Source organism: Paenibacillus solisilvae (genome assembly GCF_042656405.1).
Lineage (GTDB): Bacteria > Bacillota > Bacilli > Paenibacillales > Paenibacillaceae > Paenibacillus_Z > Paenibacillus_Z solisilvae.
Genome location: NZ_JBHSOW010000038.1, coordinates 15,723 through 32,178, shown reverse-complemented (window position 1 = coordinate 32,178; position 16,456 = coordinate 15,723). Strand labels below are relative to the sequence as shown.

21 protein-coding genes and 2 pseudogenes are annotated in these 16,456 nt (G+C 45.1%); 17 read left to right on the top strand and 6 right to left on the bottom strand.

Annotation, left to right across the window (positions count from 1 at the left end; translation table 11 throughout):
• Positions 1–331 precede the first annotated feature (331 nt).
• Positions 332–811, top strand: a complete 480-nt coding sequence (locus ACFPYJ_RS10680) for a DinB family protein (RefSeq protein ID WP_379188119.1) — start codon at positions 332–334, stop codon at positions 809–811.
• 132 nt (positions 812–943) lie between these two features.
• The gene (locus ACFPYJ_RS10675; RefSeq protein ID WP_379188118.1) at positions 944–2,464 is read left to right on the top strand and encodes an MDR family MFS transporter; all 1,521 of its coding nucleotides are present in this window, start codon (positions 944–946) and stop codon (positions 2,462–2,464) included.
• 334 nt (positions 2,465–2,798) lie between these two features.
• On the opposite strand, the gene ACFPYJ_RS10670 is transcribed toward ACFPYJ_RS10675, so the two are convergent.
• Positions 2,799–3,998: an IS110 family RNA-guided transposase gene (locus tag ACFPYJ_RS10670; RefSeq protein ID WP_379188128.1), complete on the bottom strand. Its 1,200-nt coding sequence runs from the start codon at positions 3,996–3,998 to the stop codon at positions 2,799–2,801.
• A gap of 378 nt (positions 3,999–4,376) precedes the next feature.
• Between ACFPYJ_RS10670 and ACFPYJ_RS10665 the strand changes: the two genes are divergently transcribed.
• From ACFPYJ_RS10665 to ACFPYJ_RS10640, 6 genes are all read left to right on the top strand, one after another.
• Positions 4,377–4,778: a hypothetical protein gene (locus tag ACFPYJ_RS10665; protein ID WP_379188117.1), complete on the top strand. Its 402-nt coding sequence runs from the start codon at positions 4,377–4,379 to the stop codon at positions 4,776–4,778.
• A gap of 88 nt (positions 4,779–4,866) precedes the next feature.
• Positions 4,867–5,256 carry a hypothetical protein gene (locus tag ACFPYJ_RS10660; protein WP_379188116.1) on the top strand — a complete coding sequence of 130 codons (390 nt, stop codon included), beginning with the start codon at positions 4,867–4,869 and terminating at the stop codon, positions 5,254–5,256.
• Positions 5,257–5,439: 183 nt separating this feature from the next.
• Positions 5,440–5,691: a hypothetical protein gene (locus ACFPYJ_RS10655; RefSeq protein ID WP_379188115.1), complete on the top strand. Its 252-nt coding sequence runs from the start codon at positions 5,440–5,442 to the stop codon at positions 5,689–5,691.
• A complete protein-coding gene (locus tag ACFPYJ_RS10650) occupies positions 5,670–5,849 on the top strand; it encodes a glycine cleavage T C-terminal barrel domain-containing protein (RefSeq protein WP_379188114.1) in 180 nt (59 codons plus the stop codon). Before ACFPYJ_RS10655 ends, ACFPYJ_RS10650 begins: the two co-directional genes overlap by 22 nt.
• A 28-nt stretch (positions 5,850–5,877) precedes the next feature.
• The gene (solA, locus tag ACFPYJ_RS10645; RefSeq protein ID WP_379188112.1) at positions 5,878–7,032 is read left to right on the top strand and encodes an N-methyl-L-tryptophan oxidase; all 1,155 of its coding nucleotides are present in this window, start codon (positions 5,878–5,880) and stop codon (positions 7,030–7,032) included.
• Positions 7,033–7,061: 29 nt separating this feature from the next.
• Positions 7,062–7,211: a hypothetical protein gene (locus tag ACFPYJ_RS10640; protein ID WP_379188111.1), complete on the top strand. Its 150-nt coding sequence runs from the start codon at positions 7,062–7,064 to the stop codon at positions 7,209–7,211.
• On the opposite strand, the pseudogene ACFPYJ_RS10635 reads toward ACFPYJ_RS10640, so the two are convergent.
• Together ACFPYJ_RS10635 and ACFPYJ_RS10630 are read right to left on the bottom strand one after the other, a co-directional pair.
• Positions 7,140–7,358: pseudogene (locus tag ACFPYJ_RS10635) on the bottom strand (IS110 family transposase); the annotation flags it as partial. The gene ACFPYJ_RS10640 and the pseudogene ACFPYJ_RS10635 overlap by 72 nt on opposite strands.
• Positions 7,359–7,447: 89 nt before the next feature.
• Positions 7,448–8,389 carry a bile acid:sodium symporter family protein gene (locus ACFPYJ_RS10630; RefSeq protein ID WP_379188110.1) on the bottom strand — a complete coding sequence of 314 codons (942 nt, stop codon included), beginning with the start codon at positions 8,387–8,389 and terminating at the stop codon, positions 7,448–7,450.
• A gap of 603 nt (positions 8,390–8,992) precedes the next feature.
• On the opposite strand from ACFPYJ_RS10630, the pseudogene ACFPYJ_RS10625 reads away from it, so the two are divergent.
• From ACFPYJ_RS10625 to ACFPYJ_RS10600, 6 genes and pseudogenes are all read left to right on the top strand, one after another.
• Positions 8,993–9,181: pseudogene (locus tag ACFPYJ_RS10625) on the top strand (IS110 family RNA-guided transposase); the annotation flags it as partial.
• A gap of 90 nt (positions 9,182–9,271) precedes the next feature.
• Positions 9,272–9,397 (top strand): hypothetical protein, encoded by a 126-nt coding sequence (locus ACFPYJ_RS10620; RefSeq protein ID WP_379188108.1) that lies wholly within the window; start codon positions 9,272–9,274, stop codon positions 9,395–9,397.
• Between the two features lie 72 nt (positions 9,398–9,469).
• Positions 9,470–9,751 (top strand): hypothetical protein, encoded by a 282-nt coding sequence (locus ACFPYJ_RS10615; RefSeq protein ID WP_379188107.1) that lies wholly within the window; start codon positions 9,470–9,472, stop codon positions 9,749–9,751.
• 152 nt (positions 9,752–9,903) lie between these two features.
• Entirely contained in the window at positions 9,904–10,149 is a 246-nt protein-coding gene (locus ACFPYJ_RS10610) for a hypothetical protein (protein ID WP_379188106.1), read from the top strand.
• Positions 10,150–10,170: 21 nt separating this feature from the next.
• Positions 10,171–10,395: a GNAT family N-acetyltransferase gene (locus ACFPYJ_RS10605; RefSeq protein WP_379188105.1), complete on the top strand. Its 225-nt coding sequence runs from the start codon at positions 10,171–10,173 to the stop codon at positions 10,393–10,395.
• A 474-nt stretch (positions 10,396–10,869) separates the two neighbouring features.
• Positions 10,870–11,985, top strand: a complete 1,116-nt coding sequence (locus ACFPYJ_RS10600) for a glycosyltransferase WbsX family protein (RefSeq protein ID WP_379188104.1) — start codon at positions 10,870–10,872, stop codon at positions 11,983–11,985.
• A 316-nt stretch (positions 11,986–12,301) separates the two neighbouring features.
• Here ACFPYJ_RS10600 and ACFPYJ_RS10595 read toward each other — a convergent pair whose 3' ends face one another.
• Positions 12,302–12,529: a helix-turn-helix domain-containing protein gene (locus ACFPYJ_RS10595; protein WP_379188103.1), complete on the bottom strand. Its 228-nt coding sequence runs from the start codon at positions 12,527–12,529 to the stop codon at positions 12,302–12,304.
• 10 nt (positions 12,530–12,539) lie between these two features.
• Positions 12,540–13,022: a DUF2975 domain-containing protein gene (locus tag ACFPYJ_RS10590; protein WP_379188102.1), complete on the bottom strand. Its 483-nt coding sequence runs from the start codon at positions 13,020–13,022 to the stop codon at positions 12,540–12,542.
• Between the two features lie 307 nt (positions 13,023–13,329).
• Here ACFPYJ_RS10590 and ACFPYJ_RS10585 point away from each other — a divergent pair, with 307 nt between their 5' ends.
• Together ACFPYJ_RS10585 and ACFPYJ_RS10580 are read left to right on the top strand one after the other, a co-directional pair.
• Positions 13,330–14,064 carry an extracellular solute-binding protein gene (locus ACFPYJ_RS10585; RefSeq protein WP_379188101.1) on the top strand — a complete coding sequence of 245 codons (735 nt, stop codon included), beginning with the start codon at positions 13,330–13,332 and terminating at the stop codon, positions 14,062–14,064.
• Complete coding sequence (locus tag ACFPYJ_RS10580) at positions 14,022–14,405, top strand: type 2 periplasmic-binding domain-containing protein (RefSeq protein WP_379188100.1); 384 nt, start codon at positions 14,022–14,024, stop codon at positions 14,403–14,405. Before ACFPYJ_RS10585 ends, ACFPYJ_RS10580 begins: the two co-directional genes overlap by 43 nt.
• Positions 14,406–14,583: 178 nt before the next feature.
• On the opposite strand, the gene ACFPYJ_RS10575 is transcribed toward ACFPYJ_RS10580, so the two are convergent.
• Positions 14,584–15,138: a helix-turn-helix domain-containing protein gene (locus ACFPYJ_RS10575; RefSeq protein WP_379188099.1), complete on the bottom strand. Its 555-nt coding sequence runs from the start codon at positions 15,136–15,138 to the stop codon at positions 14,584–14,586.
• A gap of 264 nt (positions 15,139–15,402) precedes the next feature.
• Between ACFPYJ_RS10575 and tdh the strand changes: the two genes are divergently transcribed.
• Positions 15,403–16,449 (top strand): L-threonine 3-dehydrogenase, encoded by a 1,047-nt coding sequence (gene tdh, locus ACFPYJ_RS10570; protein WP_379188098.1) that lies wholly within the window; start codon positions 15,403–15,405, stop codon positions 16,447–16,449.
• Positions 16,450–16,456: the final 7 nt, after the last annotated feature.

The window sequence follows — 16,456 nt, the reverse complement described above, 5'->3', positions numbered from 1 at the left end:
GTGATTTTATGTTTTTCGAAACGGAGTTGGAACAGTCAGACATTATATTAACCAGGAGCAAGTCATCCTCAATTAATGGAAAGAGCCGCAACATTGTACCATAACGGTATCGCTCAATTTATTCTACCTTTTGGTGGTACGACCCCTCATGTAGAAACAACCGAATGGGAGTTTCTTAGAATCATTACTTAAAGAAGATAAAGCAACTAATACCTTTGAAAATGCACGTTTCTCCTTGGAAGTGTTACAGCAACAAGGAATTCACCCAAAAAGGTTGTTTTAGTTCATTCAAATGATTAAACTAACGGATAACAGTAGGTTCAAGTAATCGATGAGACGAAGAGGGGAAACCGAAATGAAGACGATCAAGTGCATGATGGACCACCTGTACTGGGCGGACGGACGCATCTTGGACGCGCTCGAGGAGAGTGAGACGAAGAACAAGGACCTTCTGAAGCTGGTTCGGCACGTCGCGGTCGCGGAACGAGTCTGGCTGTCCCGATTGCAGGGAAAGGGCAGCGCGCAATATTCGTTGTGGGAGGAAGCGGAAGACCTGACGGCGATCCGGACGATGTTCGAAGAAAACGCCGAGCAATATCGCGTCTATATCGAAGGGCTCGAGGAATCCGAGTTGGACGGGATGATCGACTATGCGAACCAGAGCGGAGTTCCGTTCCGAACGTCCGTCCGGGACATCCTGTCGCAGGTCCTCTTACATGGGCAATATCACCGGGGACAGATCAACCGGGCACTTCGGATCGAATCGGCAGAGCCTGTCCAAGTCGATTACATCACGTTCGCGAGGCTCTAACAGGGCGGAATTGGGCTGATTACGGGAATTTAGTTGAATGGGGCAATAGGGGCCGTTCATTGAGATCATGTATCAGCAATTCGGACGGAGGACCGGTTACGAGGTTAATATGTGTTGGAAGGATGTGGAGAAATGAGCCAATTGACTATCGCCCAGTCGAGGCAAACGGACAAAAAGACACAGCGTCCCCTCGTGCTTGCAGCTATCGTTGTATCGATGTTTATGACCGCCATTGAGATGACCATTATTTCCACGGCCATGCCCAGTGTGGTCGGGGAGCTCGGTGGATTCTCGCTGTATAGCTGGGTTTTTTCTGCGTTTGCGTTGATGCAGGCGGTCACGACTCCGATTTATGGAAAATTGTCCGATTTATTCGGCCGCAAGCCCGTTTTCATTACCGGTATCGTTATTTTTTTGCTTGGTTCCATCCTGTGCGGACTCGCAACGTCCATGATCATGCTAGTGATTTTCCGATTGATTCAAGGACTAGGCGCCGGCGCCGTTCAGCCTATCGGAGTGACCATTGTTGGGGATATGTACACGATGCAGGAACGGGCCAAAATTCAAGGCTTTTTCTCCAGCGTATTCGGCATTTCTTCGATCCTCGGCCCGCTGGCCGGCGGCTTGATCGTACAATATACGCACTGGTCGTGGATTTTTTGGATAAATGTTCCGCTCGGGATTTTGTCCATTATCGGAATCATCCTCTTTTTGAACGAGGGAGTTGAAAAACAAAAGCGTTCAATCGATTACGCGGGTTCCGGTCTGTTCTTTGTATCGATCACGTCTTTGATGATCGTTTTGATTCAAGGTGGTGTCAAATGGAGCTGGACATCACCTCAAATAGGCGCATTATTGCTCGTTTTTGCGCTTGGGGCCGTATTCTTTTTCAAATGGGAACAAAAGGCTCTCGAGCCGATGATGCCATTGGATATTTGGAAGAACCGGTTTATCGCTACCGCCAATGCCGCAACCTTTACGTCGGGTGCGCTGGTGATTGGTATAAGCAGCTTTCTTCCGACGTATATGCAAGGCGTGATGGGTCATTCAGCTATCGTTGCGGGCTTTACATTGACCGTAATGACGGTAGGATGGCCGACAGCCGCTTTCGCTGCGAGCCATTTGATCATGAAAATCGGCGTGCGGCCTACAGCAGTTTTGGGCGGAATAGCCACTTTCACAGGATCGCTGTTCTTTCTTACATTAGACCCGTCCAAAGGAGCGATATGGGCCGGTATGGGCTCGTTTATTATCGGCATCGGTATGGGTTTGACCAGCAATACGTTCATGACTTCGATTCAAAACAGTGTCGACTGGCAGAAGCGGGGCGTTGCCACCGCGTCCAATATGTTTATGCGCCTGCTCGGAAGCTCGGTAGGGGCCGCATTGCTGGGCGGAATCCTTAACATGAGATTCAACGGATTTCTTTCGATTGAAAACAACTCGCTGGGCGGAGCCGTTTCCATGAATTCCATCGATCAGTTGTTGAACTCCTCTGGGTTGCAGCAGATGCCGGAGGAGGAGCTGCATATCGTACAATCTGGATTGACGATAGCGCTGCATAGCGTTTATTGGGGCGTGTTTGTTCTTGCCTCTCTCACCCTGATCGGAACGTTATTTCTGCCTAAAGCGAGAAAACAGGACTCGCGCTAAAAGTAGTGTATACTTTATGATTTCGGAGCCTAGTAACTTTTCAGCTAAACGGATTACGAGGGAGTTCAACGCATTTTGGAGCAGTTTGCCGGCGGCAGCTGCTCCATTTTTCATTACGCTCCCATGAAAATTAAATCGTGGCTGCTGTAAAATTTTCATTATCTGTGGTGCGGCGCTTGCGCTGCATGTGTGGCTAAACCAGCTAATATCTTGTCAACATTTTTCATTAACCGTGAGCGAAGTTGATGCTATACTAATTATTGAGCATGCCAAATATCCCTCCAATATTGTGTTGGAAGGTTTTTCACGGATTTCGTTTGTTTGCCAATTAAATTTATTCGAGGAAGACTTCTTTCCGTTTAAGCATGGCAAAGATCCAATGTAGCAGCTTGTTCACACAGGCGATCATCGCTACTTTGTGGGGTTTCCCTTCAGCCATTTTCTTGTCGTAAAAGGCTTTAAGCTTTTTACTCCCGGTACGCCTCAGCCCACAGAGTACGGCCATGTATAAGGCATGCCTGAGTCTGCTGGAGCCGCGTTTTGTGATCCGATTAATTGTTGCGGTAAACTTGCCCGAGATATGAACACTAGGATCAACGCCAACGAAGGCGACGAGCTTCTTTGGGTGATTAAACCGATCGATTTCCCCAACTTCAGAGATAATCGTTGCTGCGATTTTTTCTCCGATGCCGGGGATGGATTGGATAATCTCATATTCCTCAACTTCATTAGCGAGAGCATCTATTTGCTTTTCGAGGGTTGATAGATGCTCTTTATAATGGAGCAGCATACTAATGTACATATGCATACTAAACAAATGACTCTGAAAGGGCGCTTTGCGAAATGGATTTCGAATTGCCGCTGCCATAAGGTTCTGGGCCTTCTCCTTAGCCCATCTTTCAGAACGACGTGCACATAACACCGCAATCCTCTCCGTTAACTTAGCTTCTCCAGCACTCAGAACAGCCTCAGATGTGGGGAATTCCAACAAGGTTTGCAGAGACACTGCAGCGTACAAAGCCCCAAATACGCCTTTAAACTCCGGGAACACCTGATCTAATACTGCTTGGAATTGAAGTTTGATCTGAACAAACTGACCCGTTACTGATTCATGTTGTCTTGTCAGATTGCGGAGGTTTAATAATTGGACACCTCTAGTCTTATGATGTTCGAAATCCTCTTTGTAAAAGAATTCGCATAAGGCATAGGCGTCAATGGCATCGGTTTTGACTTTGCGTAAGCTCGAAGACTTTTTCGCTTGATAAGACAAGATCGGATTAACAACAATGTAGAGGTAGTTCTGTTCTTCTAGAAACTGAGTGACAGGGGCATTATAATGTCCCGTAGCCTCTAGAATAACCACTGGTTGTTGTCCAGTCATGGCTTCAAGATCCTTCAAAAGTTGATGGAACCCCTGTAATCCCTCACGTGTATGAATGATCGTAAAACTCTTTCCATAGGGCTTTCCTTTGTCAAGAAAGGCTTGGCCCTGACTTTCCCCTTTTGCTATATCCAGACCGATGACTGGATTCATTACCGCATCACCTTCATAGTCGTATTTGCCGGTAGCCCCTAGTCCTTCTTGCAGTGTCATAGCTTCGCTTGTTATGCGAGATCGTTGTCTCAACCAGCCTCAAACATGTTTCTGCAAGTAGGGGGTGAACAGTTTAGCACACGGGATCACGGTCCCACGGGCAGTTACGTTCGACCCCGGCTACCGTTTACTAAACCTCTTAAATACAAAAGAGGTCAACCAGAAAAAACTGGCTAACCTCATAATACGAACGGGCAGTTTTGTTGAATAATAAGAACTGAATTTTCTTATATTTATTTCAATAAAGCTACGTATGATTGGAACAATACTCCCCCAGCCCTCGTCTATTTTTCTGACGACATCAAAGGGGGAGCCATAATGTACAAGAAGATTGCTATGGTCATTACGTTGTGCTGCTGCGTGATTGGAATGTCAGCATGCGGCAAAGCGGCTGTGGAGGGGCAAAACGTAGTGGCTCACATGGAACAAGCGAGCAAGGTGAACGAGGTAGCAGAAACAACACAAGTAACCGAAAAAACGTCTTCTTGTGAGACACCGCCGAAAATCCTAGTCTGGTCTAATAAAACCTATTACTTGAAGGAGATGCACAGTACAGCCGAACCTGGCACACATTTTGGGTATATGAAATGTGAGAATGGTTCGTATGCACAAACGATATCCGATACCGCGGAAAACAATGTATATAGCGCTGGACCCAGCAAAGACCTTCTTTACTACGGCGAACGGGGATTCGCTTTATACTCCCTGACTCTTCGTTAACGGCGACATAAACGAATTCCTTGTTGAAGTACTTCCTCTTAAAGTGGTACTTTAATGTTACTTAGAGATTAGTAGGGAGACCAATCATATGAAGAAAAAAATTACAGTTATTTTAGTAATTCTCAGCACAGTTTTGTTTGTTTATTATTTTGGAATTAGTAAAAGCGTCGATTATGAAGTCATAACGACAAAAGAAACTCCTTTAACTATAAAAAAAGCTATTGAATCAAATAACGACAATTTAAAATTTAGCATTTTTCAAGATGAATCGAGTACATACATTTACTATAAAAGTGACTCAAATCCTAACGAATATATAAATACAAATTTAGGTATAACAAGCAAAAGCGGTAAGTATATTGTTTCTGCAAACGTTGAATATGCTGTAAATGATGGTGATGTTAGTTATGATAAACTAATTAAGGTGAATAAAATCTTGGATAAAGATGTTATTTTTAAAGAGAACATTGAAAGATAAATAACAAGGGTTTTTTTCGGAATTAAACTACCATGAAAGAACGGATTAACTTTCATTGCTCTGTGGTGCAGCACAAGAGATGTTATGAATACAACGATGAACAGGCTACCGATCATTCGGCGGCCTGTTGTGCTAACGGGCAGAATTCGCTAATGGTAAGTGATATAATTCTAAGGGTTATCAATGAGTAAGGTGGTGGTTAACACTGAACTTCTCCTAAAATGGGAGCAAGAACATAGTGCAATAAAGCGGACAATCGATGGATTCTGGAACATTTTTCGTAGTTGGAAAAAAGAAAATAAAGATGAGTATCATGACTTATTTATTGGCAAGTTGGATGAGGATTTTATTATTATTGATGTGGTATCGATTAGCTTAAAACAATATTATGACCGTGATGGAGCTGCCATTTTTTGCTCACTCCGACTACACTAGCTGCCGATGATGCCGGCAATTACTCCTCAAGGCGCACGATCGCTTACGCTTGGCTGAAACCGGAGGCCGTTTCCCCAGGAAAAACACTGCATGTGGAGTATTTTGGTCGCCGTCACCCGGTTACGGTTAACGAGGAATATTCGTTTATCGCCAAGTAAGTATGCATTTGAAAGGGAAGTGAATCCAGTGAAAAAGCAGCTTTACGACGTAATTGTCATCGGTCTGGGTAGTATGGGTAGTACGACAGCCTATCAATTAGCAAAACGAGGACAGCGCGTACTCGGCCTTGAACGTTTCGGTTCACCCCACGACCAAGGTTCGCACCACGGCGGGTCTCGAATCATTCGTCAAGCTTATTTTGAAGATCCCGCCTATGTTCCGCTTCTCCTGCGTGCCTATGAATTATGGGAAGAAATTGAACGCGAAAGCGGTACGAACATTCTCAACATTACCGGTGGTCTGATGATGGGCAGCGAAAACAGTCTTACAGTAAAGGGAAGCATTGAAAGTGCCAAAGCATGGAACTTATCATATGAAATCCTAGACGCAAAAGAAATTAACAGAAAATTTACGACATTCACGCCTGCAAACGGGACGATTGCCTTATACGAAAAAAAAGCCGGATTTGTAAGGCCTGAGAACAGCGTACTGGCGCATTTGTTGCAAGCGGAAAAACACGGGGCGGAATTGCGGTTTTATGAGCCAGTTATCCGTTGGGAAGCTCATCCTTCCGGAGAAGAAGTGATCGTCACCACAGCGGATGGCGTGTATGAGGCCGGTCGCTTGGTCATTTCTCCTGGCGCGTGGGCACCGAACGTGTTGGAAGGTCTGGGGTTGAAGTTGCAGATCGAGCGGCAGGTCATGATGTGGTTTGCACCCACGAACGGGATTGAGCCGTTTCGATTGGATCAATTTCCAATCTACATCTGGGAAGCGGAAGACGGCATGCAGTTTTATGGATTTCCATCATTCGGTCTCAGCGGGGAAGGGGCTAAAGTTGCCTTCTTCCGCATGGGTCAGCCGTGTACGGCAGAAACGATTGACCGAACGGTTTATGACTTCGAAATCGCACGGATGAGGGAATATATCGGCAGCCGCATTCCGCAACTGAACGGAAAATTTTTGCAGGCTAAAACGTGCCTTTATTCGAACACCCCGGATGAACACTTTGTTATTTCCCTTCATCCAGAGTATAAACAGGTTGCGATCGGAGCAGGTTTTTCAGGGCATGGCTTCAAGTTCGCGAGTGTTGTAGGCGAAATATTGGCGGATCTGGCCACAGAGGGAACAACCTCGCTTCCGATTGAATTGTTTAGTCCGAAACGGTTCAGTAAAGTGTAATCCTAATATATTTAAGGAGGATATTCCCAATGGTGATAAAGCAAACGAAAAATTACGGAGAAGGAACGCTGATTCCCACACTCAAAGGCCATTTTTATACCGATCCGTTCGGAAAGCCAGTTGGAAAGGTTAAGCCAGTAATGACCGGTAGGCTCCATGCCAACAATGGCTTCTGTTAAGCTATGCTTCGCTTGCAGCGAATGGATCCAACGAAGAAGATTTTGAAATCCTTCTTCATCATTCGAGAAGGAAAGGGGATTACCAAGCGCGATCCCTCGAAAGTTAACTGCACGTGCGACATGGGTTTGCTGAGCGATGTCGATCCCCGGGCGGTAATTTTTTCAATGATGGGTACCCCCTAAAAATGCAAAAAAGCACCCACCAACCAAATTGGCGCGATGCTTTTTTATGCTGACTACTGCTTGTTCTTATCTTCGGTTCTTCTCGCAAACCAAGTGGCCAGCATCGAACCTGACAAGTTGTGCCATACGCTGAACAGGGCGCTTGGTACAGCTGCCAGTGGGCTAAAATGCGCTGCAGCCAAAGCTGCTCCCAGACCCGAGTTCTGCATCCCCGTTTCCAGCGTAACCGCCTTGCGTTTGGCCAGATCCATGCCGAACAGCTTAGCAAAGAAATAACCGAATGCGTATCCGAGCAAATTGTGGAGGATGACAGCTGCGAAAATGAGCAGTCCGTTGGTCATGATTTTCGGCTGGTTCAAGCTTACGACGATGGCGACAATGAGCACGATCGCAATCGTGGAAACGAGCGGCAGTGCTTTGACGCTAGCTTCGGCTTGCTTGCGGAGTATAGCCTTCACAATAATGCCTAGCACGATTGGTACAATGACCACCTGCACGATGTCCATAAACAAAGACTTCGCATTAATATCCATCCATTTGCCAGCCAAAAGCGAGATCAGGGCCGGAGTGGCAAATGGCGCGATGACGGTAGAAACGGAAGCGATCGATACGCCGAGAGCTACATCGCCTTTGGCAAGGAAAGTCATGACGTTGGAGGCGGTACCGCTAGGGCAGCAGCCGACCAAGATGACGCCAACCGCAATTTCCGGAGGAAGGTTCAAGCCGATGGCCAACAAATACGCGATGGAAGGCATGATGAGATAGTGTCCGATTACACCGATAGCGACATCCTTAGGCCGACGAAACACTTCGCGAAAGTCGGCTGCGGAAAGCGTGAGCCCCATGCCGAACATAACGATGCCCAGAAGCGGTGAAATCGAGGATTTGTACCCGGTGAACAGGTGTGGAGCAAAGAATCCAAGACAAGCGAACAAGATAACCCAAAGTGAAAACGTTTTACCTACAAAGTTGCTGACTTTTTCTACTGCGTTCATGCCATTCTCTCTCCTATTTATTCATGCTGTTAAGAATTAGATCATTTTACTACGGTAAGCTTCAAAAGACAATACTTTCTTGGGTTATATCGGGGTGCCGTTTCATCTGGAAAAGAGCGAAATCCAAAACGAATTCTGCGTCAAAGCGCCACGGCCCGCTGTACAAACCAGAACAGGCCTTGTCTGTTGAGATATGAGTTTGCAGACTATCAGGGGAGTCTTCGATTACATTTCGCATTACGTTAACGGACACAATAGTGCAATGCCGTAGGGTACTTAAATAGCAGCCCTTCGCTACGAGCTAGTATTTAGGTATCTGGTTGCTTATCTTATTTATTGAAATAGGATACTTTTATAATTTAACTCATCATCAAGTTCACGACATAGAAGATACAGTATTTAATATAGTGGTCATTGTAGTTACGCTTGTCGTTGGTTCAACAGTTATTAGTAATACCAGGAAATAGCTAACAAGGGCGGATTCGCCTGATGATTTTGCTGAGCTAAACATTCCTGTAGAGCTTAAGAAATGTGCTTTGTCAAAAAGGGAGCGCCTCGGTATGATGGGTTTGTCCAATACACCATCAAGGAGGCGCTCTTACTATGAAGATTAAGCAATCAGACGCACAAAATCAACGGATTGAACGAATTACCACCTCGCATCTCGTCGTAGGGGTCGACATGGCCAAAGAAACGCATGTGGCACAGGCCACGAATTTTCGAGGAATTGTCCTATTAAAACGGCATCTCTCTTTTTCGAATTCTATCGAAGGTTTTGAAAAACTAAACCGGTGAAAATATCTCTATCTCGCGACGGTTCAGCTTGTTTGGAATAATCCCGTTTTCCGCCATCTGCATGAGCATCATTTACAAGAAAAGAAGATGAAAAAGCAGCAATCCATCTTCAAGCTAATTGGAAAGCTGGCACGCATTCTAGCCGGAATTGTTCAAAGCGGAGAAACGTTCACGCCAGAGAAAACCGTTTTGACCTGGACAGAAGCAGCTTAAGTTAAGATGCATCACGTATGTTGATTCGTTCGCGGGATGTCACAAAGAAAGCACGAAGGAATTGTGACAGGTATGGACGAGGAGAAAGAGCAAGCCGAGCTGCTGACTAAGATCGGATTGACAGCCGCAGAATATAAGGCCTATTTGCGTACGAATCTTGCGATTATTTTCTTCGCACCAATGGTCGTCGGAGGAATATTAGGACTATTCCTTATCAACTCCACACTCAATTTAACCGTGTACTCGGCTTTTCTGAAGAGCAGGGTGTTTATGATGTACGGCGTGTTTGTGGTGCTTGATATTTGCTTCTATCTATCGCTGAAAAGGAAGTTTATACGGGGGATTGGAATATAGCTTGCCGGTTCGATAACTGTGCGGAAGAGGCCACGGGAATTTTCACCCAAAAAAACTTATAAAACTTAATTCCACCATATGGTATGTTAAAGAGAGTTGCGGGAAAGAGGAGTTGTCTGATAAAGGCAATAAACTCAAAGGGTGTGGACCTATTGAAAAATATTTTAATTGAACAAGCAACCACAGATAATGCTGAAGCCATATTGAATGTCCATTATGATGCTGTTCATAAAACGGCATCTAAATATTATCCTATAGAAATATTAGAAAATTGGTCATCTGCTATTGATGTCAGTAGGCTTATTAAAATAAAAAATGCAATTGAAGGATATAAAGAAATAATGGTAGTGGCAAAAATCGAGGGAACCATTGTCGGATTTGGCTCTATTGTCCCGTAAACAATGAACTAAGAGCGGTTTATGTACATTCATCGGTGGGGCGGTATTGGAGTAGGGACTACAATATTAAACGCTCTGGAAAAAATCGCAATAGAAAAGAAGATTCGTTATTTGGAGATGGATGCCTCTATTAATGCGGAAAGCTTTTATTTAAAAAATGGATATAGAATTCTTGAACACCGGACACACAAACTAAGTTCGGGACAGGAAATGAAATGTACGAAAATGAGAAAAGTATTGATATAGTTTTGTTCGTTAAGCGAAAGTAGCATATCATTATTTATTGATGTTTTTAATCAACCGCCTTGGAATATCAGTATATTAGGTTTCAGCTAGATATGGTAAAATTAGTTATAATAATTTTAACATAATTGAGGTGAATGCTATTGGAGATATTAGTAATTCGACATGACGAATCTTAGGAAGAGACAGTAAATGCGGCGGATATTTTTATCGAATATCGTTGATTGTCAAAATCTTTTCTTACATAAAAGATAATAGTAAACAATATATAAGAGTTGCTATTGTTTCTCACGGAGGAACTATAACGAAATTCATTGAAAATTTCCTTCAGTTACCTCCAAATAATACCATTATTTGAACTAAAGGAACTTTCTGTTAATTAGTAGGTCGTATATGGACATATCGCGATTGACGATGACCGTCGACGTCAGTTTGGCAATCATTGCTTCTCGTACATTTATATCAGGAGGGCTTCGTATGAAGAACATGAATAACTATGATGTAGCGGCTTATGTCTGGCCGGCTTATACGGGTGACGAACCCAGAACCAGGATGTTCTGGCCGGAAGGAATCGGTGAGTGGCAGTCCGTCAAAAATGCCGTGAGAAAATTTCCGGAACACAATTGGCCGAGGAAACCGCTATGGGGATATGTCAATGAAGCGGATCCTTATGTGATGGAAATGCAAATTAATGCTGCAGCAGACCACGGAGTCAATGTGTTTATCTATGACTGGTATTGGTATGACAAGCGGCCTTTCTTGGAGCAGTGTTTAAATAACGGATACTTGAAAGCACGAAACAATGACAGGGTTAAATTTTACTTGATGTGGGCGAATCACGACGTCAATCATACGTGGGATATCCGGCTTTCTCATATGGAGGATACGATCATTTGGGATGCGTCGGTCGATCGACTCGAGTTCGAACGAATTGCCAATCGGTTGATCGCCGAATACTTCAAACACCCTTCCTACTACACCATCGACGGCAAGCCTGTATTTATGATTTACGATCTGGCAAATTTAATGAAGGGCCTGGGAGGAGCGAACGCAACCAAAGACGCGTTCGAATGGTTCCGAAATCGGGCGATAGAGGAAGGGCTTTCGGGACTTCATCTTCAATTGACCATATGGAGCGAGATGAGTTTCAATCTTAGCGGCGTCGATGGCGGCAAAAAGGCAACGACAAGCGAAGTTGTCACACTGCTGGGATTTGACAGCTTGTCACACTATCAGTTTGTGCATTTTGCAAATATCGACAGAGACTATGATGACATTATGAAGGATGTCGTTCAGGAATGGCAGCGAATTGATCAAACCTATGACATTCCTTATTTCCCGCATATTTCAATCGGATGGGACAACAATCCGAGATTTCAAGAATTCCGTCCCGGCATTGTGAAGCAGAACACACCGGACAATGTGCAAAAGGCGCTTCAGCTGGCAAAGCAATATGCCGACAAGCATCCAGGTCAACATCCATTGATCACCATTAACAGCTGGAACGAATGGACGGAAACCAGTTATCTTCAACCGGATGACCTATATGGGTACGGCTATCTTGAGGCAGTGAAGCAAACCTTTAACAAGTAACAGGGGCTACTGCTATTCTACATAGAAGAGCTCCTATTGAAACAAATTTGCTTATTACAGCATGTGGGGAAGCGGCGGCAGCGCCTGGTCCGGGCGCGGTCTTCGTCAAGCTCAATAAAATCGTTGAAAAGGCAGTCAGCTTATTGACTGCCTTTTCTCAACGAATGGGCAGAATAGTAGAGTGCGCCCGGACGCTCGTCCATTTCTGATTTTCCTTCCCCTACAAAAAAGTGATTTTTATTGTTTTCCAAATAATACATAACCCCACCATTCGTTGGTGGGGTTATGCTCGGTTATTGAACTATCACTACTCACATTAACCGATAATGGTGGTGTCTCCGTCACTTTTGTATTCTAATATATCTCCAGGCTGACATTCTAAAGCCTTACAAATCGCCTCTAAAGTTGATATTCGAATCGCTTTTGCCTTTCCATTTTTCAATATAGAGAGGTTCGCCATTGTTATTCCAACCCTCTCCGAAAGTTCTGTTACGCTCATTTTTCTTTTAGCCAACATCACATCAATATTGATTATAATCGCCATGTTATTCACCTCAGACCGTCAAATCATTTTCTGATTTTATATCAATAGCCTCTTTTAAAAGCTTTTGGAGAACAGCAGCAAAAACGGCAATCACCATGGAGGCAAAAATGATGACCATTCCGATTACTATGATACCAGGGGCATCGTCTTTCTCCGCAATGAGATAGAAGAGTGGCATACCTACCACATACAAGATACTGAATGTGATTGCACAGTATTTGATATTCTTTAAAGCTTGTACAGATAATTCCGAGAAAGCTTTGTTCTTGTCAATATAGCTTAAAAGTTTAAAAGCTTGGTACAGAGCAAAGTAAAAAGGTATCGCCGATGCATACAAATCAATTAAAACGAGATATTTCATATAAGTATAATCTGGATACAATTCTGTTGCATAATTCGCTATCTCAGGCACCAAAAATATGCACAAAGCAAGAAATGGGATCCCAATAAGTATAACAGCTACCTTTAAAAAGAGTGTTGTTCCTCGTTCCATAAAAAGCAAAAGCCCCTCACTTATTATTAAATTTAATTTGACTTTAACACATTATTTATCGTTTTACAATAAAAAATTACTGATATTAAATACATTGTTGTTGTTATAAAGATATCCTTTTTTTAACCCAAAAAAGCATTCCTCATTACAAAGAAATGCTCTATAACTGAACTAACCTGCCTGTTAGCTCAATCCTCAAGCAGATATAAATGTACGCACAGGCCGTGCAAAGAAGCATATCCGAATCCAAGCTCGGGCTTAACGCTTGACTCGATCCAGGTCAATTCCGGCGCGTTCTTTCTGGCCTTTGCTGCAACACTTGCCTGAGAGCGAAGCCGTCAACGAGAAATTCAATATTGACTTTAAATCCCAGTACATCCCTTGGGATACGTATGAGGAGAAATTAGCAGTCAAGATGGCATCCGGCGATCTCCCCGACGTCATCGGCATGGAGGAAGTGGACTCCAACTATTTGAAGTGGGCGAAGGAAGGCGCTTTTCTGCCGCTCGACGAGTTTCTGCAGCAGTACGAAACGTTCAAGGTTGTTCCGGATTTCGTGTGGGATTCCTTGAAGGTCGATGGGCACGTGTACGGAATTCCCGACTATTTCTCCGCCAAGGGCGGCAAGAAGATGGTTATCCGCAAGGACTGGCTCGACAAGCTCGGACTGAAGATGCCGACGAATTATGAAGAGCTGAAGCAGGTAGTTGTTGCGTTTACGAAGAATGACCCGGACGGGAACGGCAAAGCCGATACACAAGGTTTGGGCTTGGCCAAAGACATCTACTACGATCCGGCGAACGGCGCCTACTACAGCAACACGAATTGGTATCATAAAAATGATAAAGGCCAATATATTCCGGGGAACATCTCGCCGGTGAACAAAGAGAAGGTACAATTTCTATATGATCTGAACAAAGAAGGCATTCTGAACAAAGATTGGCCGGTTACGACATACAAGGATGTATTTAAGTCGTTTAACGCAGGCAAAGTCGGCATTTGGAGAACCGCTCGACGGCAGCGCCTAACGCCTATATATTGAATGACGGCTGGGCATTGAACGATGCCGATCTGGATGAATTCGCGAAATCGGATCCGTCCAAGGAAGGCAGAGAATTCAATAAGAACATGGCCGAAATGCTGAAAGCGACGAAATCTTACATCGATCCGTCCAGCCGCGTCATCGCTCCCGATTACATGGCCAAGAAAACCGAGCTCAACAAATATATAACCGGTGAAACGACGAAGATGGTGCTCGGCCAAAGACCGATAGACGATTGGGATAAGATGGTGCAAGAATACTTGTCCAAAGGCGGTCAAGAAGTCATCGACGAAGTGAACAAAGAAATTCAGGCGAACAAACTGCAAGGCGAATGGAAATAACGGTTCAGTTGGCTTCTCCGTGAGTTTCACGAAATACAAAAAGAGCACCGGGTGAGCGATGGCAGCGGATTGACAAGGATACGTCCTGCCTGCTGGATAGACGCTAATGATCAATACTGGATAAAAAACAGCCTTAGCTCTTCTATTTATCAGAGAACTAAGGCTGTTTGTTTGCAGCTCACCCCGGATAATGGATAAGCGTAATATACGATATTACCTGGTCTGTGTTGTTCTGGTACGAATGCGGCTGATCGGCGGAGAAGTGAATGGAGTTGTTCGCTTTAATCGCGTATACTTCTCCGTTTATCGTTATGTCGAGCAGGCCGTTTGACACGACGATATATTCTTCGACACCTTCGTTATGCGATTCCGACTCGTGCTTGCAGCCCGGATCCATATGTACCGTATAAATCTCAAAGCCCTTCCGCTGGTCAAACGGGAACATCGGGTACACCCGATAAGCGCCTTCCTGTTCCATAAAGGGTTCGATTTCATCCGTATTGATGACCGAAATCTTCGGCTCGTCTTCTTCGATCAGCGACGTAAACGATATACGCAGCCCGTTTACAATTTTCCATAACACCGAGATGGTTGGATTGGAATCGCCTCGTTCGATTTGGCCGAGCATCGCTTTGCTGACGCCGGTCAGCTCTGCAACCTGATCCAGGCTGAGTCCCCGCGTTTTGCGGATGGCTTGCAAATTTTTACCGACTTTTTTGTGAATATGTTCCATTGTTCCTCCTGGTTCCACCGATTCATCTCCCACCATTATACCGAACAAACCGCTAACATAAAATGCAAAATGTCTCGCAAGAATGTACATTAAGTTTTACATGTGTATAGTATATCGTATAAAAGTAAGGGCGTTCCATTGTGTATCCTGTTCAAATGAGATCCAAGTCAGATTGGAAATATCAATATCTGCTATTGTATAGTATAACGTACAAATGTATAATATAACATATACTTATCGAATCTTTTAAAGGTGAGGGAGCCGATGGATAAAAAAACGATGGTTGGGCTCGTCAAACAAGACCGCGGTCCGGGTGCGGTGTTAAAAGAAGTGCCGATTCCGGAAATCGGCCCGCATGAAGTGCTGGTCCGCGTTAAAGCGACTTCGATTTGCGGTACCGATGTTCATATTTACAATTGGGATGCATGGGCGGCAAGCGCGGTTGTCACGCCAAACGTATTCGGTCATGAATTTGCCGGTATCGTTGAAGCGGTCGGCGATCAAGTAACCAATGCGAAGGTCGGCGATCACATTTCCGGCGAAGGCCACATCGTATGCGGCTATTGCCGGGCGTGCCGTACAAGCAATGCCCACGTTTGCCCTAATACGCGCAGCTTCGGCATCTCGGCGCCGGGTTGTTTTGCCGAGTTCGCCGTATTGCCGGCAAGCAACGTCATTCATAACCGACCGGATATGCCATTCGAGCGGGCATGCTTGCAGGATCCGCTCGGCAATGCCGTACAGACGGTCCTCTCCGGCGACATCGTCGGCAAATCGGTTGCCATTATCGGCACCGGCGCGATCGGACTCATGGCGATAGCGGTGGCTAAAGCTTGCGGCGCCGGCACCATTATCGCTGTCGACATCAACCCTTACCGCCTCGACTTGGCCAGACAAATGGGGGCAGACGTACTCGTCAACAGTGCAGAGACGTCTATGGTCGAAGCGGTTCGTTCGCATACGAACGGAGAGGGCGCCGAAGTCGTTCTTGAAATGTCCGGCCATCCGGCGGCGGTCCGGGGAGGTTTCGAAGCGGCGGCGAATGCGGCGCGGGTGTCGCTGCTTGGTATTCCAACGAGTGAAGTCTCGCTCGACTTGGCCCGCCATCTTATATTTAAAGGCATTCGCGTTGAAGGCATTACCGGCCGCCGTATGTACCAGACCTGGTATCAGATGAAAGGACTGCTCGATTCGGGCAGACTGAAACTGGATGGGCTGGTGACGCATAAGTTTACATTGGACCGCTTCGAAGAAGGATTTGAATTGATGAAATCTGGAAATTGCGGCAAAATTGTCTTCACGCACGAGTAACTAATTT